Source organism: Stenotrophomonas sp. RIT309 (assembly GCF_000632045.1).
GTDB classification, from domain to species: domain Bacteria; phylum Pseudomonadota; class Gammaproteobacteria; order Xanthomonadales; family Xanthomonadaceae; genus Stenotrophomonas; species Stenotrophomonas indicatrix.
The window spans coordinates 117,285-141,964 of sequence record NZ_JFYS01000044.1 but is presented as its reverse complement, the minus strand read 5'-3'; the positions used below and the strand labels follow the sequence as shown (position 1 = coordinate 141,964).

The window sequence follows — 24,680 nt, the reverse complement described above, 5'->3', positions numbered from 1 at the left end:
GCAGCGCGCAGGCGCTACAGTGGGCGCACCACCCTCGCCTGCTCCTGCCCATGCGCAACCCCCGGCTGTTGATCACTGCCATCGTCCTGCTGCTGCTCGGCCTGGTCGTCAATCATTTCCTGCAACGGCCGCCGCCGCCGCAGTTCGCGCCCGACCTGCAGGGCACTCCGGCGGCCAACGCACCGGCGCTGCGCAGCAACAGCGACAGCGGCCTGCCCGGCTTCCTTCCGGCCGAGGCCCGCCAGACCATCGCACTGATCCAGCGCGGCGGCCCGTTCCCGCATCGGCAGGACGGCAGCACCTTCGGCAACCGCGAACAACAGCTGCCACAGCGCCCGCGTGGCTACTACCGTGAGTACACCGTCGACACGCCCGGTGCAGGCAACCGCGGCGCGCGGCGCATCGTCACCGGTGGCAACCCGCCCGATGCCTGGTACTACACCGATGATCACTACGAATCGTTCCGCAGCTTCACCGTACCGGCCTCCGGAGAACGCCCATGAGCCACGATGATTTCGGCCTCGGCCTGCATGACATCAACAACGCCGGCGTCTACGCGATCGACAGCTCCGATATCAGCGCGCTGTCGGCAGCGATGCGCGATGCCGACCTGAAGGTGATCCGGATCGACCTGGAGGGCGTGGGCGACAAGCGCACCCTGCTGGCGCGGCTGGCCGCCCAGCTTGATTTCCCTGCCGGCTTCGGCGGCAACTGGGACGCCCTGTCTGACAACCTGCGCGACCTGCAATGGCTGCCGGCCCATGGCTATGCGCTGTTCCTGGCCGACGTCGATGCCCTGCGCGCCGGAGCAGGCAAGGAGTTCGACACGCTGCTGGACATCCTGGATGAAGCCAGCCGTGACTGGGTAGGCCGCGACGTCCCGTTCTGGGTGTTCCTGTCACAGAGCGAATGACCTGGTAGAGGCCGACCTTGGTCGGCATGCACGTGAAGCCCATGGATCATCCACGCATGGCGTGGATCTACCCGGCGCAGCTGGATGCACAGTAGATCCACGCCATGCGTGGATGCGGCACCCTACCGGCTGCCGTTATCTTCCTGCAGCTCTTTCTTGAACGGGATATCCGGCGGCGGACGCGCCACTGCCGGCTGGTCCTGCATGTTCGGATCGGTGAGGCCACAGCCGCCACCGGCCTGCAGGATCGAGATCACGCAGGAAATCTTCGTGCTGGTACCCGGCAACGGAATCTCCATCGCCTTGACGCCCTTGCGCACCCATTCGGCGAGCAGCGATTCCTGCGGCACCCAATACTTGTCGAACGAGGTAGGCGTGTAGTCGTACGGCGGCCGCTTCAGCCATTTGCCGGACTCGGCGATGCGCTCCTTGCTCCAGCCGTCGTTGGCCCCACCGGGTGCGCCACGCTCGGCCTTGCCAGCCCCGTCCTGGCCGGCCACGCGTACGCTGCCGTCAGCGTTGAACAGACCATCGCCCTTGCCCGCACTGGTTTGCGCGGCGCCTTGGTTGGCACCGTCGCGATTGCGGCTGGAGGCGCCCCAGTCGTCACCGCGGGCGGGCGTTGCCCAGTTGCCTGGGGCCGGTGCCGGACGGGCGCCCGCCTGTGCGGCGGCGGTACTGGTCGTCGCAGGGCGCGCCACGCTGGCGCTGTTCTGGGCCGAACTGCCGGCGGGTGCCGGCGTCGGCGTGGTCGCGCTGCCTGCCGCAGTCGACGCGGCAGGTTGCGGAGCGGCAGCAACCTCCCGTTCGCGCACCTGCACCTCGCGCCCGGCAGGCGCACGCACCGTGGGCTCGCGCCCTGCGACGGTGGCCATGCGCACCTGCGGATCGGTCATCGCCTGCACTTCGCGCTCGCGCACCTGCACGTCGCGCTGCGGCACGCGTACCTGGATGTCGGTGGTGCGCATCGGCTGCGGCGCCACCGGCGCTTCAACCGTGCTGATTTCGCGCTCCTGCACCTGTACATCGCGCACGCGGGGAGCCTGCACTGCCACCTCGGGCGTGCGTACCGGCGTTGATATCGGCACAGACTGTACCGGCTGCACGCTGCGCTCGCGCACCGTCGGAATGGTGTCGCGAGGCACGATGCTGACCTCGGTGCGCGGCAGTGCGACCGGCGGCACCACGAATTCGGCGGTCGCCTCTGCAACCTCGGTCGCCTGTACCGGTGAGGGCGGCGGTGCGGCCACCGGCGCCGGCTCCACCTCGGGCGGCGGCGGCACGCTTGCGGTCGGTGCCGTGGCAGCGGCAGTAGAAGACGGCGCAGGTGCAGACGGTTGCGGCCGGGGCGCTGTCGCCGCTCCGGCATCCTGGCCTGCGGCTACAGCACCGGCCTCTGCAGCGGCAGCCGCCTCGGCACCGGGCTGGTCGCCGCCGCCTTCCTGTGCAGCACGTCCGACGAATTCAATCTGCACGCGCTCACCCTCGCTGCCCTGCTCGTCCGGCGAAGACGTGCGGATCACCGCCACCCACAGCAGCAGCAGGAAGAACAACAGATGCAGCAACGCGCTGAGCAGCGCCGAGGTCCAACGCATCCAGCGCTGGTCACGCGGCGCCGGATCCCAGTCCTGCCAGAACAGGCGGCGCAGGGACGCCCATGGCCCCAGCCCCGGCAAGCGCCCCGGAGGCCCGGGCAGCGGCCGCGGCATCAGCACTGCAATCACCTCGCGCGCGTGGAACGGACGCGGCAGCGGCGTCAGCGTCCGCAGCCAGATCGCCCAGCCGTACGGCAGGCCAGTGCTCTTCTCGAGGATGGGCGGTCGCTGCTGGCGCGCCAGCAGCAGGTCGATGAGTTGCTCGGCTCTGGGCAGAGGCACGCGTTGGCGATCAGGCGGCGTTGCCGCGCGGAATATACGGAGCGTGGCCGCTGTCGTGATCGGTAGCGTCACGCACCGCAGTCACCCCCGGCACACGGCCCATCAAGGTCTTCTCGATGCCCTGCTTGAGGGTGACGTCGGCCATGCCGCAGCCCTGGCAGCCACCGCCGAAGCGCAGAAGCACCACGCCGTCGGCCGAGACTTCCTGCACGGCGACCTTGCCACCGTGCGAAGCGAGCTGCGGATTGACTTCGTTTTCCACCACCCAATGCACGCGCTCGACCAGCGAGGCGGCATCGCCGGGCGCTTCGCCCTTGATCCGCGGCGCCTTGATCGTCAGCTGCTGGGTACCAGCGGTACCGGGCACGATGTCGATCTCCGCGCCATCGAGCCAGCCAACGCTGCTTGCGTCGACATAGAGGGTGAAGCCATCACAGTCCACCGCCCACTCGTCGCCGAGCAGGTCGGTCGGCTCGGCGAACTCAAGCCGGGCATCGGCACGCGGGGTGCCAGGATCGACCGCACTCAAGCGCACGCCCATGCCGGGCACGCCCTCGCGTTCGATCAGCTTGCGGAAATGGGTCTGGGCAGTGTCGGAGATCTGGATCATCAGGCTATTCTAGCCAAGTAAGCGTCAGCCGCTCATTCGATTTATACACCGGCCGGCGCATTGTTCAGTCAACACGAGGTGGAGGAACCCATGGCCGACCTGATTCCGCTGGCACAGGCCCGTTGCGTGCCGCGCAAAGGCAGCGACCACAAGCTGGGCGAGGCCCGGCTGGCCGAACTGCTGCCGCAGGTTCCCGGCTGGGAGCTGGCCGAGGCCGGCCAGGCGCTGGTGCGCACGTTCCGCTTCAAGGATTACTACGCCACCATGGCCTTCGTGAACGCGCTGGCCTGGATCGCCCACGGCGAGGACCATCACCCGGACCTCGGCGTCCACTACGACCGTGCCGTCGTCCGCTACTCCACCCACGACGTGGGCGGCCTGAGCGAGAACGACTTCATCTGCGCAGCGAAGACTTCGGCCCTGACGGAGCAACTGAAATGAACGTGCGATTGCTGAGCCTGTCCCTGCTTGCCGTGACCGGCCTGGCCGGCTGCGGCACCTCCGAGCCGCCGGCAGCACCGGCTACGGCACCCACCGAAGTGGCTGCGGTGAAAACCCCGCCGCCGCAATACCCGCTGGAACTGGCCTGCACCGGCGTGGGCGGTACCAGCACCTTCAAGGTGGTGATCGGCACCGACGGCAAACCCAGCGAGGTCACCCTGCTGACCGGCGCGGGCAACCCGCAGCTGGACGATCTGGCCAAGACCGCCGTGCAGGGCTGGCAGTTCAAGGCAGCCACCCGCAATGGCGAGGCCGTACCGGCTACGATCCAGGTGCCGGTCAGCTTCAACCCGCCGCAACCCAAGCCGGACCAGTGCTTCGCCATCGAAGAAAGCCTGCGCCGCGGCGGCTGATCGCCTGCCGGTGACGAGGCCAGCCGACGCCCGCCTCGCCTTTGCCGCCCCGGCCCGTGCCGGGGCGATTGCTTGATGACAAGGAACGCGTCGGTACATGCTGCAGATTCCCCCCGAAAACATCTGGATCGCCCTGGCGGTCACCCTCGCTGCGGGCCTTGCCACCGCCATCGGCAGCCTGCTGGTGCTGTTCTCGCGTCGCCCCAATCCGCGCCTGCTGGCCTTCGGCCTGGCCTTTGCCGGCGGCGCGATGGTGTACGTCTCGCTGTCGGAGATCCTCAACAAATCCATCGCCTCGTTCGCGCTGGCCTATGGTGAACGCACCGGCTTCACCTACGGCACCCTCGCCTTCCTGCTGGGCGTGGTGGTGATCGTGCTGATCGACCACTTCATTCCCAACCCGCATGACAGCCTGGACAAGCAGGACCCGGCCTTCCGCGAGAACAGCCGCGAATACCTGAAGCGGGTCGCCCTGCTGACGTCGGTGGCGATCACCGCGCACAACTTCCCGGAGGGGCTGGCGACGTTCTTCGCGACGCTGGAGAGCCCGTCGGTGGGCATGCCGCTGGCCTTCGCCATCGCCATCCACAACATTCCCGAGGGCATCGCCATTGCGGTGCCGGTGTACTTCGCCACGCAGAACAAGTTCTATGCGTTCGCCGCCAGCCTGCTGTCAGGCCTGGCCGAGCCTGTGGGCGCGGCAATCGGCTATGTACTGCTTTCCGGCTCGCTGTCCCACGCCACGTTCGGCTGGGTGTTCGGCCTGATTGCCGGTGTGATGGTGTTCCTGGCGCTGGACGAGCTGCTGCCGGCGGCCAAGCGCTACGCCAAGGGCCACGAGACCGTCTATGGCCTGGTGGCCGGCATGGGTACGCTGGCGATCAGCCTGGTGCTGTTCAAGTGGTGAGGGATTTCCGGCCAACGGGCTGAGCCCCCCTCGCGGCTGGCGGAGCGAGATGCTGCGGTTGGGCCGGGCGAGGTGGGTATGCGGGGGACGCCGTAAACCCATCCATGGGGGCTTGGGCGCGCCATCCATGGCGCTTACACCCCCGCAAACCCACCTCGCCCGGCCCCTGACAGGCTACGTGCGTGCCAGCCGCGCGATGAAAGGATTAAAAGCGAAGCCCGCGCTGCGCGCGTGAGTCGAGCGTTGCTCGACTCTACAATGGCTGCGTGCAGCCTGGGGTCTACGCTGCGGCTGTCGGGTCCGCCTTGTAGCGAGCCGAGCACCGCAGGTCCGGCGAGGGCGAAGAGGCGCGGGTGTTTGAGCGCAGCGAGTTCCGCGCCGCCCCTCGGCGGACCGAGGAGCACAGGGCACCGGCGCGCAGCGCTGGCTCGCGGATGGCGGCGTGTTTCTTTGGTTACTTTCTTTGCACGAGCAAAGAAAGTGACAAGCCCACTTATCGCAGGGAAACGACGGCTCCAGCCAAACGCCCGGCGCCGCCGAACCGCCCTTAGCGAAGTCGATCCAGCGCCTCGACCAGCTCATCGGCCAGCGGCGCGTTCAGCACATACGGGCTCTTGCCGTCGTCCAGCGCGAACTCCAGCGACGCGGCATGCAGGAACAGGCGCTTCAGCCCGATCTGCTCACGAAGCCGCTTGTTGACCGCAGGATCGCCGTATTTGTCGTCACCGGTGACCGGATGCCCCAGATGCTGGGCGTGCACGCGGATCTGGTGGGTGCGGCCGGTTTCGATGCGCACCTCGCAATAGGAATGGCCGCCCTTGCGCTCCAGCACCCGGAAATGGCTGATGGATTCCTTGCCGATCGCGTTGACCTGCACATGACGCTCGCCGCCCTGGCGCAGACCCACGTGCAACGGCGCGTCGACCGTCATCACCCCGTCCGGCATGCGCCCGGCCAACAGGGTCAGGTAGCGCTTGCGGATACCGGCGCCGTGGTCTTCACGCAGCAGTGCCTGCAGCTCGCTCAGTGCCGAACGCTTCTTGGCCACGATCAACAGGCCCGAGGTGTCACGGTCCAGCCGGTGGACCAGTTCGAGGGTCTGCCCGGGGCGCAGAGCGCGCAGGGTCTCGATGGCGCCGAAGCTGATGCCGCTGCCACCATGGCTGGCGACGCCCGTCGGCTTGTTCAGCGCCAGCAGCCGGGCATCTTCGAAGACGATGGCCTGCTCCAGCCGACGCATGAACGCCTCGGGCGGCCCCGCCTTGTCTCCCTCTTCGCTGAGACGAACCGGCGGTATCCGCACTTCGTCGCCGGCCTCCAGCTTGCGCTCGGCCTTGGCGCGGCCGCCATTGACGCGCACCTGCCCGCTGCGGACCAGCTTGTAGACCAGGCTGCGCGGGGCACCCTTGAGCTGGCCGAGCAGGAAATTGTCCAGGCGCTGGCCGGCGCGGTCGGCCGGAACGGTGATCATGCGCACGGAAGGCTTGTCGCCGGCCGGCTTGGTGGGGTCTTGTGCAGTCATCAGCCTGTTTATTCTGTTACACTCGGGGGGCGAGATAAGGGATTGATTTCGTTGGAAGTTACTCAGGGCCAGAAGCCCCGCTTCCGACGAATCCGGCACAGTGCGCGACCACCGCCCGCGGGGCGGCCATGTTAGCGGCTCACCGGCGTTCCCGGCCATCGCCGATTGCCTGACACGCAGTCGCGCTGAACATGTCCCGTGCGGCGCTCCAGCCTGGCTGACAGCTGCCTCCGGCCCTGCAACACCCAAAACCAGAAAATTGAAGCGCTCCCGCGGCCTGCCGTGGTGTCGTAGCGCTGGAAACCCAAGCCGCCCTCCCCGCGCTTGCGCGAATGGGCGGCGAGCCGTGTCCAGAGGCGAAACTCCATGGCGTTCCGCGCGGTAGCCGCTTGCGAGGAACGCAACAATGAAGCGAATGCTGATCAACGCCACGCAGGCTGAAGAGCTGCGTGTTGCCATCGTGGATGGCCAGTCGTTGTATGACATCGACATCGAGCAGCCGTCCAAGGAACAAAAGAAGTCCAACATCTACAAGGGCCGGATCTTCCGCATCGAGCCCTCGCTGGAAGCGGCCTTCGTTGAATACGGTGGTGGCCGCCATGGCTTCCTGCCGCTGAAGGAAATCTCCCGCGATTACTTCCAGGCCGGTGTCGACCACAACAAGGCCGGCATCCGCGAGCTGCTGAGGGAAGGCCAGGAAATCGTCGTCCAGGTCGACAAGGAAGAACGTGGCAACAAGGGCGCCGCCCTGACCACGTTCATCTCCCTGGCCGGCCGTTACATGGTGCTGATGCCCAACTCCCCCAGTGCCGGCGGTGTTTCCCGTCGCATCGAGGGTGAAGACCGGGCGGCCCTGAAGGACGCTCTGGACAAGCTGAACATCCCCGACGAAATGGGCGTCATCATCCGTACCGCCGGCGTCGGCCGCGATGCGGAAGAGCTGCAGTGGGATCTGGATTACCTGCTGAACGTCTGGCGCGCCATCGCCGAAGCCGCCCTGAGCAAGCCGGCCCCGTTCCTGATCTACCAGGAATCGCGCCTGATCGTGCGCGCCCTGCGTGACTACCTGCGCGCCGACATCGGCGAGATCCTGGTGGACACCGAGGAGATGTACGAGCACGCCAAGGAGTTCATGCAGCAGGTGATGCCGCAGACCCTGCGCAAGCTCAAGCATTACAAGGACGACATCCCGCTGTTCAACCGCTTCCAGATCGAATCGCAGATCGAAGGCGCCTACGAGCGCAACGTGCGCCTGCCGTCGGGCGGCTCGATCGTGGTCGACCAGACCGAAGCGCTGACTGCCGTCGACGTCAACTCCTCGCGCGCCACCAAGGGCAGCGACATCGAGGACACCGCGTTCCAGACCAACCTGGAAGCGGCCGAAGAAGTGGCCCGCCAGCTGCGCCTGCGCGACCTCGGCGGCCTGGTGGTGATCGACTTCATCGACATGGCCTCCAACAAGCACCAACGTGAGGTCGAGAACCGCCTGGCCAACGCGCTCAAGTACGACCGTGCACGCGTGCAGGTCGGCCGCATCTCGCGCTTCGGCCTGCTGGAAATGAGCCGCCAGCGTCTGCGCCCGAGCCTGGGCGAATCCAGCCAGATCGTCTGCCCGCGTTGCGACGGCCATGGCCGCATGCGCAGCGTCGAGTCGCTGTCGCTGTCGATCATCCGCGTCGCCGAAGAGCATGCGATGAAGGAGAACACCGGGCAGGTGCTGGTACAGGCCCCGGTGGAGATCGCCAATTACCTGCTGAATGAAAAGCGCGGCGCGCTGGGCGAAATCGAGAAGCGCCACGAGGCGCCGATCGTGATCGTTGCCGACGAACAGCTGCACACCCCGCATTACACCGTCACCCGCCTGCGCGACAACGAGCTGGGCGAGGAAAGCGGCAAGCCGAGCTACCAGCGCGGTACCCCGCGCAAGCTGCCGGTGCACGCGCTGACCAAGGGCCAGCTGAACATCCCGCCGCCGATGGTGACCCAGGTCAAGCACAACTCGCCCGCCCCGGTGCGCGAGGAAGTGGAACCGGTCGCCGCCCCGGCACCGGCACCGGTGGCCGCAGCGGCCCCGGCAGCCGCCGCCAGTGGCGGCGTCGTCGGCTGGCTCAAGCGCATCTTTGGCGGCGAGCCCGCTCCCGCTCCTGCGCCGGCACCGGCTGCGCGCCAGCAGCAGGATGGCGGCCGCCGTGACCGCAACAAGGATCGCAACAAGGACCGCAAAGACCGTCGCGAGGACAGCCGTGGCAACGGCGGCAATGGCAATACGCAGCAGCAGAAGGACGGCGGCAACCGCAAGGACCGCGGTGAGCAGCGCAAGGATGGCCGCAACGGCGGCAATGGCGGCAGTCAGGCCAATGGCAATAATGGTCAGCAGCAGCCGCAGCAGCAGGGCAAGCCGAAGGATGCCCAGCAGCCGCAGCAGCAGAACAAGCCGCGCAACGAACAGGGCCAGGGGCAGCAGCAGCCGAAGCTGAAGCAGCCGAGGCAGCCGCGCCCGCAGGACGGTGACAAGCCGGCCGAGAAGCCGCAGCGTGCCGCTGCCGAAGCCCCGGCCGATGTCGTGACCGCTGCTGCTGCCGTGGCTACCACGACTGCGGTTGCGGCCACGGTTGCGGTGCAGGAAGAAAAGGCACTGGCACCGGCCGTCGCCACTGAAAATGTGGTCGACACCGTCGCGGCCGCGGACACCGCCGCAGCGACCGATGCCGAGGTCGTGGTTGCGACCGGGGCTGCCGAGGATGCTGCGGCCGATGCCGCAGGCGATCAGACCGGCGAAGGCGCAACCCGCCGCCGCCGTGGCCGTCGCGGTGGTCGTCGTCGTCGTCGTGGTGGCGCCGAGAACGCTGCAGGTAGTGACGTACTGGGTGATGACCTGGACGACGGCGATGATGCCGAGGGCGAGGACAACGACGGCGATTCGGTCGAGCAGACCGCCCCGGCTTCGGTCGGCGCACCGGCAGCTGCCGTGCAGCCGTCGCGTTCGCAGCCGGAATTCGATTTCGATGACGAAGTCGAGCCGGTCGCTGCTGATGCCGGCAAGCCGGCACGTGCGCCGGTTGCAGTGGCTGCCGCGGTTGCGCCGGTTGCTGCCGTAAGCAGTGCCGTGGTCGAGGCAGCCGCTCCAGTGGCCGCCGCAGTGCAGACTCCGGCTCCGGTGGAAGCAGTCGCCAAGGTCGAACCGGCCCCGTCGCCGGTGCAGACCAGCATGCTGGATGCCATCGATGCAGCGACGCCGGTGCAGCCGGCGCCTGAAGCGGCTCCGGTGATCGAGGCGAAGCCGCCGGTGGTCGAGACCGCTGCTGCGATCGAAGCCGCTCCGGTCGCTGAACCGACCGCAGTGGTCGAAGCCGCACCGGTGGCCGAGCCGAAGCCGCTGGTGGCCGATGTTGCGCCGGTGGTTGAAGCTGCTCCGGCAGTCGAACCGAAGGCCGAGGTTGAAGTCGCCCCGGTCGCCGAGCATCCCGCAGCCCCGGTGGCTGTCGAAGCCGCACCGGTGGAGGCCGCTGCGCCGGTCGCCGATGCGGTCGTGCCGGCGCAGGTCGACCCGATCGCCGATGGCCATGCCGACGCTGCCGCACAGGCCGCTGACGCGCAGGCGTCGGAAGAAGACGAAGACGCCGGCAAGCGCACGCCACCGGTCGCCTGATCGATCCTTGATCGGCAACAACGAAACGGCGGGGATCGATGATCCCCGCCGTTTCTGTTTGTGACGTATCAGATGCCGTAGCGAACGCCTGCCGCGTCGCCACGCGAGGCCGTTATCAGGGCTTCGGCGCGAACTGCAGCCGGGTCCACACCCCGTAGTGATCGGAGGCCCAGCGGCCGCCGTCATCAGGCTGGTCGAACAGGATCTTCGCTTCGCGCGCGACCATCTTGTCCTGCTGGAAGAAGATGTGGTCGATCCGCGACGGCGCCTGGTAGTAATGGCGGTTGAGCGTACTCACACCCGCCAGGTCGGTGTTGACGTGCACGCTGCCGTAGCTGTCACCGTAGTGGCTGCGCAGTTCGCTCAGATCGCCGGCATCGACCAGGGCGTTGAAGTCGCCGGCAATCACCACCGGTGCCCCCGCAGAACTGCCGGCGATGAAACGCAGCAGATCCTCGACCTGGCTGCGGCGGATGCGCTGGCCGGCGTCGTCACTGCGCTCGTTGAGATGGGTGGCATAGACATTGACCGGCCTGCCCTCCACGTCGATGCGCAGATGGGCCACGGTGCGGTAGTCATCCAGCGGCAGCAGCAGGTGCTCGCCATGCGCCAGGATCGGGCGCCGGGTCAGCAGCGCATTGCCATAACGCTTGGGTGCACCCACCGGATCGGTGGACACGAATACGTACCGGTAGCCGAGCTGGCTGGCCAGCCACTGCGCCTGGTTGCGCACGTTGCGCTTCTGGATCACCTCCTGCAGCGCGATGGCATCGGGCTGCAGGCGCTTGAGCTCGGCCACGATCGTGCGACGACGGCTGGGCCAGTCCTCGCGGTCGTGGTGCAGGTTGAATGTGACCATGCTCATGCCGGGTTCGCCGACCGCTGTGGCCGCGCCAGCCGCGCTGGCCGGCTCAGCGGCTGGCGCCAGCCCGGGCAGGGCCAGCGCGATCGCCAGCCCCAGCGCGCAGAAACCGCGACCGATTCCGAGCGGACCTCGCATGCTTACTTTTCCTTGCGTTCGGCGCGGCGCACCGCGCTGGGCACATCGATCTCGACGCGTGCCGGCAACTGGTGCACATGCAGCTCGTTGTTGACCCATTCCGCCGCCTCGCCGTTGACCGTCGCCTGGCCCGGCTCGCCTGCATACGGCCATGGCAGCACCACGCCACCGGCCGGCGACACCAACCCGGGCTGCACTTCCAGCACCAGCTGCTTGTCGCTGCGCTGCAGGCGATAGTTGAGCTGCCCCTGCGGCGTGCGCAGGCCCTGCACGGCAATGCCCTCGCCCTGCAGCCACGCCACCGGGATACCGGCGGCCAGCACCAGCGCCTCATCCGCATCGCGGTTGTAGCCGAACATGTCCAGCGCCGAACGGACGAAGTCCGAGGCCACCCAGGCATGCGGCAGGTCACCCACGAAGAACGGCTTGCGCGGCGTGCGCGAGACGACCTCGGCCCACTGGTTCCAGGCCTGCGGCGCACGATCCTTGAAGAAGAACTCGGTGGCCTGCCAGGCACGATCACGCCATCCCAGGCGCACGAACGCGGCGACGTTGCGCCATTCGTACGGCGTGTAGTCCTTCCATTCGCGCTTGCCATCGCGGCGCGCGACGAATTCGTTCCAGTAACGCTGGAAGGTCGCGTCCAGCGCCTCCTGCGGCAACCGCCCCTGCTCGCCGCCCGGCGCCAACGCGATCGTGGTGGAGGTGGCGTCGAAGTCACCCAGCTCGGCCGAGCCCGGCAGGTAATCAATGCGGTGCTGCTGCATGGCCGCCAGCAGCGAGGCCTGCAGGTCATCACGGAACTGATCGCGCGACTCGCTGATCTGCATCGCCTCGACCTTGCCCAGCTGCGCCGCCAGTTGCGCGGCGTCCTTGTAACCACGCAGCGCCCAGAAGTTGTCCCAGTACGAATGCATCGGCTTGGCCGAATAGCCCTCGTGGCTGATCGAGGCCGGCATCATCCCGTAGAAGGCAGGATTGCGCGCGCGGTTCTCCTCGGTGCGCTCGCTGCCGCGCAGTTGCTCCATGTAGCTGTAGGCGCCCAGCACATGCGGCCACATCTGCTCGAGGAAGGCCGTGTCGCCGGTATAGCGGCCGTACTCGGCGATGTTGTAGATCAGTTCGCCGTGGCTGTCGTTCTCCGGCACCGGGTCGCTGCCACGCGCATCGACGCAGCACGGCACCTTGCCGTTTTCAAACTGATAGGGCGCATACCAGGTCACGTAGTCACGCACGGCATCGCTGCGCCCCATCCGCAGCAGGCCTTCGGAGATCATCGCGCCATCGCGGATCCAGCTGCGTGCATAGGAGCGCGTACCGGGCTGCAGGCGCGGGCCGACCCGCGAGATCAGCATGTGCGCCACCGCGGTGCGCAGGGTTTCCACCAGCGGTTGGCCGGCGGCGGGCACCTGCAGGGTCACCACGCCCAGCTTGTCGCGCCACATCGTCGCCACCTGCTGCTGTGCCTTGGCCACGTCCAGCGCCTGCGGCGCCCAGCTGCCGGTCTGCGGCAGCACGATCGCCACCTCGCGGCTCTGCCCGGGTTCGAGCTTGATCGTGTACAACAGTGCGCCGGACGCCATGCCGGTCGGGTCCTTCACCGCAGTAGTGCCGGGCAGCTTGCCGCTGGCCAGGTGCATCGCATCCAGTTTGCCGTCGAAGCTGCTGGCAAAGCGCGCATCCGGTACCTGCAGGGGATACAGCCGCGGTTCGCCATTGATGCGCACCAGCTGCTCGCCCACGTCCAGGCTGTCGATGCGGCTGAAGCCGCCCACGGTGTTGAGGAACTGGGTGGGTGGATTGACCTGCCACGGGCGGATCGCCAGGGCCAGGGTGTATTCGTGCGCGACCTTGTCCGGATTGCTCAAGCGGTAGCGCCCGATCAGCTGGGCGCGTTCGGGCGTGCCCTGCACGAAGCTGGTCACCGACAGGCCGGCCTTCTCGTGCACCCAGTCGACCGTGGCGATCGGCAGGTAACGATCCTGCAGCGACTGGCTGATGGCAACGTTCGACCAGTCAAGCAGCTTGCCGTCGAGGCGGATGAACGGCTCGATGCTGAAGCTGCCCTTGGCCGGCTCCAGCGCACCGTCCTCGCTGATCAACGCCTGTTCCTGGCCACCGTCCAGGCCAAGCAGCGTCCAGTACGGTTGCTCGCCAACGTAAGCGCGCGGCAATGCGCCACGCGGCAGGTCGGCCGCCACCGAGGACAGGAAGGCATTGGGAGTCGCGGCGAACGCCAGCGGCTTCAGGGTGATGTCACGGATGCCGTAGCGCCAGTTCGGCCCGCCCTGCAGGTCGAAACGCACGTAGCGCGCATCGGTGTCGGGCAGTGCCAGCCAGTCCCGGCCTCCGGCACCTGCGGTCACTTCGCGCACGGTACGCCAGTCACGGCCATCCTCGGAGATACGCACGGTGTAGCGGTTCGCTTCCAGGCTGGGCAGCCAGTCGATCACCGCACCGCCGATCTCGCGGCTCTTGTGCAGGTCCAGGCTGATGGTCTGCTGCTTGACCCCACCGCTGATCCAGAAGGTATCGGACTTGCCGTCGATCATCCGGTCCTGCAGCGCGGTTGCGGTATCGGCGATCACCGAGGGCCGCAGCGCCGAATCATCCTGCGCGGGCAGCCCCTGCAGGGTCAGCTTGTCGAAGCACACGGTACCGCGACCGCCGACCTTGCTGTAGACCGTGAATTCCATCGACGCGCTGCGCGCCATGTCCTTCTCTGGCGATGGCCCCCAGGCCTTGTCGATCTGCCGGCGGCGGTACTCCACCGGCGTCCACGCCTTGGGGAAGGCATAACCGGGGCGGTTGACCCACCACACGTTGTCGCCGCTGGCGTCGATCAACTTGAACTGCAGGTCATTGGACGGCGAATCACCGCGCAGCTGGAAGCCGAAACGATAGTTGGCCGGGTACTCGATGTTCAGTGGACGACGGATGCCGACGTAACCGGAGACCTCATGGAAGTCGTAATCCAGGCACAGCGCGCGGCCACCGCCAGCGCCACTGACCGGCCGCAGCGAGCCGCTGACCTGGTCGGACAACACCAGCTTCCAGGCGCTGATGTCGTCGAAATCATCCAGCACCTTCGGCGCGGGCAGCGCCGGTGGTGCGGCGATCGCCAGGGAAGACCACAACAGGCCCAGTCCAACGGCGATCGCACGCATCATCCCTTCACACTCCCCAGCAACAATCCTTGGATGTAGTACCGCTGCAGCACCAGGAACAGCGCCAGCACCGGAACCACGGTGACCACTGCGCCGGCCATCATCATTTCCACGTCCATGATGTGTTCGCGCGAGAGGGTGGCCAGGGCCACCGGCAAAGTGTAGTGCTCCTGGTCGGTCAACACGATCAAGGGCCACATGAAATCGTTCCAGGCGCCCATGAAGGTGAAGATCGCCAGCGTCACCAGCACCGGCTTCAGCATCGGCAGCACGATCTGGAAGAAGATCCGCAGCTCCCCTGCCCCGTCGATGCGTGCCGCTTCCAGCAGCTCATCGGGAATGGAGCGGGCGTACTGGCGCACCAGGAAGATGCCGAACACGCTGGCCAGCGCCGGCACGATCACGCCGCCGAAACTGTTGACCAGGCCCAGCTGCTTCATCAACAGGAACAGCGGCAGCATCGCCACCTGTGCCGGGATCACCAACGCCGCCATCAGTACCTGGAACAGCCGCTCACGGCCGGCGAACTGCAGCTTGGCGAAAGCGTAGCCGGCCATCGTGTTGAGCAGCAGCGAACCGAGGGTGATCGCCAGCGACACCAGCAGGCTGTTGGCGAAGTTGCCGCCCATGCCGGTGCGCGCGAACAGCTCGGTGTAATTGTGCGTGGTGATGCTGGACGGCAGCAGCGGCGGTGGGAAATGGGTGGCCTCGCCCTGCGGCATGAACGACACCGACAGCATCCACAGCAACGGTGCCAGGCTGACCAGGGCCAGCACCAGCAGCGCGCCATTGATCATCCACGGGTGCCAGCGTGACTGGCCGATTTCACGACTCATACCAACTGCCTCTTGCGGCCAAAGCGCAGCATCACGGTGGTCACCGCCAGGATGATCAGGAACAGCAGGAACGCCACAGCCGAGGCGCGTCCCAGGTTCCACCACTTGAAGCCTTCCTCGAACATGAAATACAGCACGCTGACGGTGCTCTGCAGTGGGTCGCCGCGGGTCATCACATAGGGTTCGGCGAACAGCTGGAAGTAACCGGATACGGTGATCACCCCGACCACCAGCAGCACCGGGCCGAGCATCGGCAGGGTGATGTGCAGGAACTGCTTCCAGCGCGAGGCGCCGTCGATGCGCGCGGCCTCGTACAGGTCATGCGGGATCGCCTGCAGGCCGGCCAGGAAGATCACCATGTTGTAGCCGAAGTTCTTCCACACCGCGAACAGCATGATGGTCGGCATCGCCCAGTTGGGATCGCCCAGCCAGTCGATCGGGCTGATGCCAAGATGGCCCAGACCGTAGTTCACCAGGCCATAGCTGGTGTGGAACAGGTAGCGCCAGATCACCGCCACCGCCACCAGCGTGGTCACCACCGGGGCGAACAGCGCGGTGCGGAACAGCGCCTTGAAGCGCGCGGCCGGGGCATTGAGCAGCATCGCCGCGCCCAGCGATACGCCGATCGACAACGGCACGCCGATCACCACGAAATAGGTGGTGTTCCACAGCGACTTCCAGAACATCGGGGTCTGCAGCAGGTCGATGTAGTTGCCAAGACCCACGAAGCGCAGGTTGCTGCTGTCGGCCAGCGCATACAGGTCGAAGTCGGTCACGCTCAGCGCCAGCGCCGAAGCCACCGGCAGGCCGAAGAACACACCAAGCACGATCAGCGAGGGGCCGGCGAAGATCCAGCCGGCAAGCGAAGTACGTTTCATTGCGGGCTCCCGGCCGCGACTGCACTGGTCGAACCCGAGGGGGGTGCGCTGCGCTGCAGGCGTTGTTGTTCATGCATCCAGCGACGCTTGGCCAGCACCTTGTCCACGCGCTGGTCCAGTTCGGCCACGGCCTTGTCCTGCGGCAGGCCGCCACGCACCACCTGTTCGGTGACGATGCGCATTTCCTGCACGATGCGCTCCCATTCGAGCACCTTCGGGGTCGGCTTGACCCGCTCCAGCTGGTCTCGGAAGGCGGCGGCAAGTGGATCGTTGGCCAGCGAAGGCGCATTCCAGGTGCTTCGACGCGGCGGCAGGTCGCCGATGATCGCGTGGAAGCGCGCCTGGATTGCCGGCCGCGACAGGAATTCGATCAGCTTCCAGGACGCTTCCTTCTGCTGCGACTTGCGGAAGATCACCAGGCTGGTTCCACCGGCGATGCCCGCGCCCGGACCGTCCGGACCCGGCAGCGCGGCCGTGCCCCACTGCCCTTCCAGTTCCTTCGGCTGCAGCTTCTTGAACTCGCGGATGTTCCAGGGGCCGGAAATGTAGAACACGTTGAAGCCGCGGAAGAATTCATCCCAGACGTTGGAGATCTGCGTCTCGGACATCTTCGGCGCCCAGCCCTGCTCGAACATGTTGGCGTAGAACCCCAGCGTGCGGCGGAAGCCGGGGCTGGAGAAATTGCCACGGGTGTCGTCGTCGCGCAGCAGCGGATCGGGCTGCTGCAGGGCCAGCGACAGCTGCTGCTCGAACTCGTTGATCGGCATCAGCACCGCATAGCGGTTCGGGCCCTGCATGCGCTTGATCGCGGCCATCTGCTCGTCCCATTCGGCCCAGGTGCGCGGCGGATGGTCGAAGCCGGCCTTGGCCAGCAGGTCCTTGCGGTAATAGATCAGGCGGGTATCGACGTACCACGGCACCCCGACCAGCTCGTTGTGGATCACGTTGGTATCCCAGATGCCCTGGAAGTAGTCCTTCGGATCGACAACGGTGGAATGCTGCACGAACGGCTGCAGCGGCGTGAGCGCGTTGAGTTCGGCGAACTCGGGTACCCAGGTGTTGCCCAGCTGGCACACATCGGGCAGGCCGTCGGCGGCAAATGCGGTCAGCAGCTTTTCGTGCGCGGCCGTCCACGGGATGTTCTGCACATCGACCTTGATGCCGGGGTTCTCCGCTTCGAATTCGTGGATCAGCTCGCTGACCACTTCAGCCTCGCGCCCCATCGCCCAGAAGCGCACGGTGGTGGTGCCCTGCTCCTGGCGGGCACAGCCGGCCATGAACAGCGCGGCCAGTGCAGGCAATGCCCAGCGTCGCAGGCGGTGTTTCCAGTCGTGCACCTTGTTACTTCCCCTGGCCGGTGTTGCGGTTGGCATTGTTTTTCTGTTCCTGCGCGGCGGCCGCACGTGATTCGGCGATACCGACCGCACGCGCTGCGGCGGCCTTCTCATCCTTCTGCAGCTCCAGCGGCTGGAAGGAGCCTTCCGGCGCCAGCCAGCCTCCACTGAAGCCCGCCCGTTCCAGGCCCTTGCGGATGTACGGGTTCTTCTTCATCACGTCCCAGACGAAGTCGTTGCGGTAGTTGGCGATCATGGTCAGGATCGGGCCTTGGTCGATGGCGATGTAGTCGCTGGCGACCCAGCCACGATCGGGTACCACCCGCCCGGTCTTGATCGGGATGTCGTAGCTGAAGCTGGGATTGAACGAATCCAGGAAGCCATAGCTGGAGTAGATGTAGTCGCCGTAGCGCTTGTGCATCTCCAGCGTGGCCGGAATCACTTCCTCGGGCGCGAACACGACCGACGAGATCGCGGCGGTCGGCGCGATCGTACCGTCATCGAAATTCTCGCGCAGGCCTGCGCCGCGCGATGAGTAATGGCGGAACTGGCGCTGCTCGCCCCGGTATTCCTGGGTGGTGTTCTGCGGACCATCGCTGGCGGTCAGGCCCCAGACGTTCTCGCCATATTCCTTCCAGTTCATCGGATTGGCGATGGCGTACTCGCGCTGGGCCAGCGCCGCCGAACGGCTGTTGAGGAAGTAGGTGCTGCCACGCTCGCGCATGTACGCATCCTGGATATCGCGGAAGTCGATCCAGACGTGGCTGTACTGGTGGCCGAACAGCGGACCGAAGGACAGGTATTCCTGGCCCTGGTAGACGCCCCAGTCGTTGTCGTAAGTGCGCGTCCACACCGTCCACGCATCCGGGCTGACCGGGTGGCTGGGCGAGCCCAGGGCGAGGATGTAGACCATCATCGCCTCGTTGTAGCCCATCCAGTCATGGTCGATGAAGCCGTTCTCGGGGAACCAGCCCATCGAGATCAGCGGCGCACGCTGCTGCAGCCACGGCCAGTCGACCTGCTTGTACAGGGTGTCGGCGATCTGCCGGATTTCCTTCTCGCGCGGATCGTCGCCGTCGTAGTACGACTGGGCGAACAGCACGCCCATCATCAACAGCGCGGTATCCACCGAGGACAGTTCCACCCAGCTGTCGTAGCGGCGCCCTTCCTGCATGTCCAGGAAGTGGTAATAGAAGCCCTTGTAGCCGGCCTTGCCGGTGCGCTGCGGGCCCATCGGCACGTCGCGGAAGAACTTCAGGGTGGTCAGGGTGCGGTCGATCGCCTGGTTGCGGCTGACCCAGCCGTTCTCGATGCCGATCGGATAAGCGGTCAGGGCGAAGCCGACCGAGGCGATGCTGGCGAACGGCCGCGACGGATAGCGGTCCGGGGTCAGGCCGTTGATCTCGTTGGTGGTATCCCAGAAGAACTGGAAGGTGCGGCGCTCGATGTCATCGAAAAGCGGCGGCAGCTCCGGCTTCATCGGCCGCGGCGGTGCGTCGGCCTCGATCAGGATCACCGGCGGGCGCGGCTTGGCAGGCTCCTGCTGGGCCGGTTTGCAGGCGGCGATGGCCAGGGTCATCGCAGCGGCGGTCATCAGGTGGCGTGCCTGCATGGCGCGGTTCCTCCGGTGGGCTGATCGATGAAAGAGCATAACGTCCAATGACCTGAAATCGTTTACAAAGTGCGGTCTTAAAAAACCACGGAAACGTGGTTGATGACACCGCGGTCATTGCCCACGCCATTGCCCCCTGCCCGGCAATGGCGTGGGCAATGGACCGGCCCGGAGGCCGGCCATTGCCGTTGAAACCGGAGCCATCGGCGAACCGATGGCTCCGTGATGCTGCATCAGCGCTCCGCTTAGAAGCGGAAGCCCACTTCCGCCTTGACCTGGCGCGGGGTACCGATGACGTCACCGGTCTCGTTGTAGCTCACCAGCAGCGTGCCGTCCTGCTTCACGTAGTTCAGGTTCGAGAAGTTGTCGAAGTTGAGCACGTTGATGATGTCGATACGGGCATACAGCTCGGTATCGCCGGCCAGCTTGAAGGTCTTGGTCGCCTGCAGATCCAGCGAGCGGTAGCCGAAGATCTTGCCGCCGAGCAGGAAGTGACCATTGCCCGACGGGGTGCCGGCAGCCGGGGTCGGCATGCAGTTCGAATTGCCGGCCTGGGCGATGCAGGACCAATCGTTGCCCGGGGTCGGCGTAGCCAGGGTCAGCTTGCCGCCAAAGGTGATGCCCCAGAAACCGTCATACGAACCGGTGACCACCAGGCGATGACGCGGCGCGCCATTGGACTTGATGGTCGGGTACTCGCCGATGGTGCCGCGATCGAACGAGTAGTGCTCGTTGATGTTGCGGTTGTGGCGCGCATTGGTCCAGGTGTAGGCGATCGAGGTGCCCCAACCGCTTTCCTTGCTGTACGGCTTCTGCGCCGACAACAGAAGCTGGGTGGAGCGGGTCTTGATGCCCTGCTGGCCGATGATCAGGCTGCCGAAGCCCGGGATGTTGCAGTTCCACGGCTGGCCGTAGGTCGGCTCCTTGGCACCACACAGCATCTGGTTGTCAAAGAAATTGCCGTTGTTGAAGCGGTTGCCCAGGGTGAAGGCGAAGCCGTCATAGGTCAGCGTGCGCGAGATCGTGGCATCGGTCAGCCACTCGCCGAACTGGTTGCTCATGCCCAGGCTGAACTGGTCAGCGTAGGGCACCTTCATGTTGTTGTTCAGCAGATCGACTTCCATGCCTTCGTTGCTGGTGGAACCCAGCAGCGCCTGCACGTTCTCAATGCCGTTCAGCAGGTTCGGATTCCAGTCGAAGCAAGGGGTCTGGCCATACATGCAGTTGCCGGTGGCCGGGTTACGGAAATACACGGTCGGCTGCGGCAGCGCCAGCTTTGTGGTTTCCAGTGCCAGGTTGTCGAACAGATCGCGATCATAGGAACGGCCGGCGCCACCGTGGAACACGTGCTGCTCGTCGGCGTTGACGTCATACGAGAAGCCCAGGCGCGGCTGCCAGGCATTCTTGAAGTTCTTGCGGTTGCGGCCGGTGCTGATGTAGTCGTTGACGTCCAGACCGCTGCGCGCGAGGGTTTCGGCGTAGGTCTGGGAGACGCCTGCCGGCGCGTTCGGATCCTGCGAGAACAGTGCTTTCACAACCTCCGGCGGGGTCACGAAATCGGTATAGATCGGATTCTTCTCGTAATCCCAGCGCAGGCCGATGTTCAGCTGCAGGTGGTCGTTGACCTGCCAGTCATCCTGGATGAACAGACCGATCTGCTTGACCTTGGCGCGCACTTCAGACTGCACGCCGGTGACACCGGTGCTGGCCTTGGTGAACTGCGCCTTGTACGGGGTGCTGGACGGGAAGGCGGGGTTGTCGATGGTGTAGGAGAACTGCGGATTGATCTGCGCCGCGTCGGAGGCGTACAGATCGATCTGCTTGTACTTGGCACCCATCTTGATGGTGTGGTCACCGGCCCACTGCAGACCATCGAGGGTCAGGTTGTCCTCGATCGCCCAGCCCTTCTGGCCCTTCACCTGCGAGGCGAAGGCATCGGCCGCGCCGACCTGGACGAGGGTCTTCTCCTGCGGACGGTTGGCGTCGGAGTCACCGAAATCCGGCGCGGTGTAGATGATGCCGTTGCCGTAGTTCAACGGCAGCGGGTTGTTGAAGGCTTCCTCGTGGGTCACCATCAACTCGTTGTAGAAGCGCTCACCGCTGTGGTTCCAGCGCAGGGCGTAACGGCGGTCGGTGTTGTCCACGACCTTGCCGTGCACCTTGGCGGTCTGGCCACTGAACTGCTGCTGGGTTTCGTCGCGGTCCTGGAAGGTCAGTTCGATGCGATCGTTGTCGGTCGGCTCGAAGTCGATCTTGGCGAAGATCAGGTCCTGCTGGAACGGCTGGCTGGCCGGGCCGAGGCCGGCGGCGCCGTCAGCCGGCAGGTTGGCGGCCGAGGGGGTCACTGCGCCGTCCGGGGCGATGGTCACCGGCAGGTCGAAGCGCTTGGCTTCATAGGTCACGAAGAAGTGGGCCTTGTCCTGGATGATCGGGCCGCCCAGGGCGAAACCGTATTCCTTCTCTGCCGACTCTTCCTTGCTCTTGCCCGGCTGGCGCTCGGCCGGGGTCATCGCACGCATGCTGTCGTTGGTGTAACGGTAGAAGGTTTCACCCTTGAACTCGTTGGTACCGGACTTGGTCGCTGCAGTGATCGCGGCACTGGAAACCTGGCCGTACTCGGCCTTGTAGTTGCCGGTGATGACTTTGTACTCGCCGATGGCCAGCTGCGGGAACGGATTGCCGGCGCTGCCGGACTGGCCGGAGATACCACCGCCCTTGACGTAGCTCTTCTGGCCCACGCCGTCGATGTAGACGTTGGTGCCGTCGGAGTTGGTGGCACCGCCGCGCAGCGAGGTGTTGCCCTTGGCATCGCGGGTGAAGATCATGCCCGGCACGGCGTCGGCGAACTCCAGGAAGTTGCGCGACACCTGCGGGGTGGTCTGGATCTGCTGCAGGCTGACAGTCTTGCCGACTTCGGAGGTGCGCACTTCCTGCAGCAGGGTCGGCGCGACGACGTTGACGGTGTCCAGGTTGGTGGCGGCGGTCGTGCCGGTGCCACCAGCAGCCGCCTCGCTGAAGTTCAGCGTCGCGGTCGAAGCGACGGTAACGGTGATCTTCTGGGTCTGGCCGTTGGCAACGACATTGTAGGTGCCCGGGTCCAGGCCCATCAGCGAATAGCTGCCGTCGGCGCGCACGGTGCCGCGACGCACGGTACCGGTGGCGACGTTGGTGGCGGTGACTTCGGCACCGGCCTGCGCGCCGGAGACCTGGCCTCGCAGGCTGGCGTTGGCCGACTGCGCCATGACGTTCGGGGCGGCGGCCAGCATCAGGCAGCTGACCAGTGCGGTGCTCAGCAGCCGGCGCGCCGGCGTGCGGATAGTGGAATGCATCATCAACTCAATCTCCGGGTGGCGGTGACCGCTTGCGCGGCACCTGCGATCAATCAAAAAAGAAGGAACGCCTCTGGCTTCAATGGCCGGATGGCGGAGTGGTGGAATCGCGAACAATCAGGCGCGGGACCAGGGTCTGCTTGTCCCCTGTCCCATCCGTGGAGGTGCCGTCCATCAACTGCAACAAGCGCGACATCGCCCGATCGCCCAGTTCAGCGATGCTGACCTGCATGGTGGTCAGCGACGGGTGGACGAAACGCGCAAGCGGAATGTCATCGAAACCGGCCAGGGCGACGTCGGATGGCACATGGACACCTGCCTGCGCGAAGGCATACAGGCAACCCAGGGCCATCATGTCGTTGGCGGCGAATACGGCATCGGGCAGCGTGCCGGCTGCCAGCAACTCCTGACCGGCGCGATGGCCGGAAGCTTCGTCGAAATCACCGGGCAACTCGATGCCTTCGGCGCCACTGCCAAACGCCGCCAGCGCGTCACGGAAGCCGCGCAGGCGCTCGCGCGCGTCGAAGTTGAGGTCCGGGCCAGAAATGAATGCAATGCGCCGATGGCCGGCATCGAGCAGGTGGCGGGTCATCGCCATCGCCCCTGCATGGTCATCGATGCTCAACACCGGATGGTCCTGCCCAGGCAGGTAGGTGTTGATGAGTACCGTCGGCAATGCCTGCGGCAGGTTGTCGGTCAGGAACCCGGGGCTCTCGGCATAGGGCGAGAGCACCAGCAGACCGTCGACCCGGCCGCGCATGGCACGCAGGGCTGCGCCTTGCTGCTCCTGGTCGCCGTGATAGCTCGACACCAGCAGGTGCTGGCGCCGGCTGCGGGCGACGTTGTCGATGCCACGCATCAGTTCGGAGAAGAATTCGCCGTACAGGTCCGGAAGCACCACGCCCACCGTATTGGTGCGGCGGCTGCTCAGGCTGCGAGCGGCGGCATGCGGGGTGTAACGCAGCCGTGCGGCCACCTCCAGCACAAGCTGGCGGACCGGTTCGGCGACATTTTCATGCCCGTTGAGCGCGCGCGAAACGGTGGCCACAGAGACCTTGGCTTCACGGGCGACGTCTTTGATTGTTATGGCTGCCTTGTTCACGAAGCCGCCCTCCACGGCTTGGACCTACCAGCATTGGCGCGGAATGTAAGCGTTTCCATCTGCGCTTGTAAACAGTCCGTTAGGCGAATGTCCCTAAACGGACACAGAAATCTGTCCGTGGCAGGCCCCTCGACGGACCTGCCAGGACAGCCCGGGACAGGGTTTCAGCCCTGCTCTGACGGGGTGTGTGCGCGGATGGACAACGCGTGGATGTCGGTTTCCATCAACGTGCCCAAGGCGGCGTAGACTGCGCGATGGCGCGCCAGCGGGGCCATTCCCGCGAAGCGCTCGCTGACCACGTGCACGTTGAAATGGCCGCGACCATCGCGCGCTCCGGCATGGCCTGCATGGCGATGGCTGTCGTCTTCGATCTCAAGCACGCTGGGGGCCAGCGCGTGCTGCAGCGCGTCACGAATCTGCTCGATCCGTTTCGCGTTCACGGCAGCACCTTGCGGAACGGACGCACCTGCACCCGCACATAGACGCCCGCCGCGACGTACGGGTCGGCATCGGCCCAGGCCTGGGCCTGCTGCAACGAGTCGAAGCCGGCAATCACCACCGAGCCACTGAACCCTGCCGGGCCCGGGTCTTCGCTGTCGATCGCCGGACACGGCCCGGCCAGAAGCAGGCGGCCTTCATCGCGCAACGCGGTCAGCCGCGCCAGGTGCTCGGGCCGCGCCTGCAGCCGCTGGGCCAGCACATCCTGGCCGTCATATCCTTCAATCACATACCACACCGGCATTTCCTCGCTTGCGTTGCTGGTGAAGCAATTCTAGCCAATCCCGCCGCCTGCCCGGCCTCGGCTGGACACTGGCGCGGCAAAGGCTTACCCTAGGGACCATTGCACGTGGCTGGATGCAGCAGCCCGTCGGTTTTTGCGGCCAACGCAGCCCCCGACGACCGACCCGCTGCTTCGAACCGGTCCACCCGACCGGGCCACGTAGACGACCTCCCCGTAGTCCTGTCGCTGCCGTGTCCTGCGGAGCGCCCTGTTGTTTGATGTGTGGAACCGCGCCGAGACAGGCGCGCCTGGTGTCCTGGCGGTCCGTGGCAGTTGCCCGGTGTGTCAGCTACCGCGACTGGTCCGTTG

General features: G+C 66.1%; 19 protein-coding genes. 6 read left to right on the top strand and 13 right to left on the bottom strand.

The genetic code is table 11. The annotated features are described in order from the left end of the window. Window positions 1–50: 50 nt before the first annotated feature. Together BW38_RS00370 and BW38_RS00375 are read left to right on the top strand one after the other, a co-directional pair. Window positions 51–503 (top strand): ribonuclease domain-containing protein, encoded by a 453-nt coding sequence (locus tag BW38_RS00370; protein WP_032978805.1) that lies wholly within the window; start codon window positions 51–53, stop codon window positions 501–503. Further along, on the top strand, window positions 500–913 hold the full coding sequence (locus tag BW38_RS00375) for a barstar family protein (protein ID WP_032978803.1): 414 nt from the start codon (window positions 500–502) through the stop codon (window positions 911–913). The genes BW38_RS00370 and BW38_RS00375 overlap by 4 nt, the downstream gene beginning before the upstream one ends. A 122-nt stretch (window positions 914–1,035) precedes the next feature. On the opposite strand, the gene BW38_RS00380 is transcribed toward BW38_RS00375, so the two are convergent. Continuing rightward, window positions 1,036–2,790, bottom strand: coding sequence for a hypothetical protein (locus BW38_RS00380; protein WP_032978801.1), 1,755 nt, complete (start codon window positions 2,788–2,790; stop codon window positions 1,036–1,038). Window positions 2,791–2,800: 10 nt separating this feature from the next. Further along, on the bottom strand, window positions 2,801–3,400 hold the full coding sequence (locus BW38_RS00385) for an NfuA family Fe-S biogenesis protein (RefSeq protein WP_025876727.1): 600 nt from the start codon (window positions 3,398–3,400) through the stop codon (window positions 2,801–2,803). 90 nt (window positions 3,401–3,490) lie between these two features. On the opposite strand from BW38_RS00385, the gene BW38_RS00390 reads away from it, so the two are divergent. The 3 genes from BW38_RS00390 (at window position 3,491) to zupT (ending at window position 5,161) form a co-directional block, all read left to right on the top strand. Beyond that, a complete protein-coding gene (locus BW38_RS00390; RefSeq protein WP_025876725.1) occupies window positions 3,491–3,841 on the top strand; it encodes a 4a-hydroxytetrahydrobiopterin dehydratase in 351 nt (116 codons plus the stop codon). After that, complete coding sequence (locus BW38_RS00395) at window positions 3,838–4,254, top strand: energy transducer TonB (protein ID WP_032978799.1); 417 nt, start codon at window positions 3,838–3,840, stop codon at window positions 4,252–4,254. The genes BW38_RS00390 and BW38_RS00395 overlap by 4 nt, the downstream gene beginning before the upstream one ends. Window positions 4,255–4,351: 97 nt before the next feature. Then, window positions 4,352–5,161 (top strand): zinc transporter ZupT, encoded by an 810-nt coding sequence (gene zupT / locus BW38_RS00400; RefSeq protein ID WP_025876721.1) that lies wholly within the window; start codon window positions 4,352–4,354, stop codon window positions 5,159–5,161. 547 nt (window positions 5,162–5,708) lie between these two features. Here zupT and BW38_RS00405 read toward each other — a convergent pair. Continuing rightward, window positions 5,709–6,683, bottom strand: coding sequence for an RluA family pseudouridine synthase (locus tag BW38_RS00405; RefSeq protein ID WP_032978798.1), 975 nt, complete (start codon window positions 6,681–6,683; stop codon window positions 5,709–5,711). Between the two features lie 406 nt (window positions 6,684–7,089). Between BW38_RS00405 and BW38_RS00410 the strand changes: the two genes are divergently transcribed. Beyond that, complete coding sequence (locus BW38_RS00410; protein WP_032978796.1) at window positions 7,090–10,332, top strand: Rne/Rng family ribonuclease; 3,243 nt, start codon at window positions 7,090–7,092, stop codon at window positions 10,330–10,332. Between the two features lie 115 nt (window positions 10,333–10,447). On the opposite strand, the gene BW38_RS00415 is transcribed toward BW38_RS00410, so the two are convergent. The 10 genes from BW38_RS00415 to BW38_RS00460 form a co-directional block, all read right to left on the bottom strand. Continuing rightward, window positions 10,448–11,332 carry an endonuclease/exonuclease/phosphatase family protein gene (locus BW38_RS00415; RefSeq protein ID WP_051585179.1) on the bottom strand — a complete coding sequence of 295 codons (885 nt, stop codon included), beginning with the start codon at window positions 11,330–11,332 and terminating at the stop codon, window positions 10,448–10,450. A 2-nt stretch (window positions 11,333–11,334) separates the two neighbouring features. Continuing rightward, window positions 11,335–14,502 carry a discoidin domain-containing protein gene (locus BW38_RS00420; RefSeq protein WP_032978794.1) on the bottom strand — a complete coding sequence of 1,056 codons (3,168 nt, stop codon included), beginning with the start codon at window positions 14,500–14,502 and terminating at the stop codon, window positions 11,335–11,337. Further along, complete coding sequence (locus tag BW38_RS00425; RefSeq protein ID WP_025876515.1) at window positions 14,499–15,335, bottom strand: carbohydrate ABC transporter permease; 837 nt, start codon at window positions 15,333–15,335, stop codon at window positions 14,499–14,501. The genes BW38_RS00420 and BW38_RS00425 overlap by 4 nt, the downstream gene beginning before the upstream one ends. Beyond that, window positions 15,332–16,213, bottom strand: coding sequence for a sugar ABC transporter permease (locus tag BW38_RS00430; RefSeq protein ID WP_025876513.1), 882 nt, complete (start codon window positions 16,211–16,213; stop codon window positions 15,332–15,334). Before BW38_RS00430 ends, BW38_RS00425 begins: the two co-directional genes overlap by 4 nt. After that, complete coding sequence (locus BW38_RS00435; protein WP_032978791.1) at window positions 16,210–17,550, bottom strand: sugar ABC transporter substrate-binding protein; 1,341 nt, start codon at window positions 17,548–17,550, stop codon at window positions 16,210–16,212. Before BW38_RS00435 ends, BW38_RS00430 begins: the two co-directional genes overlap by 4 nt. 4 nt (window positions 17,551–17,554) lie before the next feature. Then, window positions 17,555–19,159, bottom strand: coding sequence for a glucoamylase family protein (locus BW38_RS00440; RefSeq protein WP_025876509.1), 1,605 nt, complete (start codon window positions 19,157–19,159; stop codon window positions 17,555–17,557). Window positions 19,160–19,404: 245 nt separating this feature from the next. Then, window positions 19,405–22,491: a TonB-dependent receptor gene (locus BW38_RS00445; RefSeq protein ID WP_032978788.1), complete on the bottom strand. Its 3,087-nt coding sequence runs from the start codon at window positions 22,489–22,491 to the stop codon at window positions 19,405–19,407. Between the two features lie 76 nt (window positions 22,492–22,567). Continuing rightward, window positions 22,568–23,605, bottom strand: coding sequence for a LacI family DNA-binding transcriptional regulator (locus tag BW38_RS00450; protein ID WP_033831551.1), 1,038 nt, complete (start codon window positions 23,603–23,605; stop codon window positions 22,568–22,570). Window positions 23,606–23,754: 149 nt separating this feature from the next. Then, complete coding sequence (locus BW38_RS00455; protein WP_032978785.1) at window positions 23,755–24,030, bottom strand: BolA family protein; 276 nt, start codon at window positions 24,028–24,030, stop codon at window positions 23,755–23,757. Then, window positions 24,027–24,326: a YciI family protein gene (locus BW38_RS00460; RefSeq protein WP_025876500.1), complete on the bottom strand. Its 300-nt coding sequence runs from the start codon at window positions 24,324–24,326 to the stop codon at window positions 24,027–24,029. Before BW38_RS00460 ends, BW38_RS00455 begins: the two co-directional genes overlap by 4 nt. Between the last annotated feature and the right edge of the window lie 354 nt (window positions 24,327–24,680).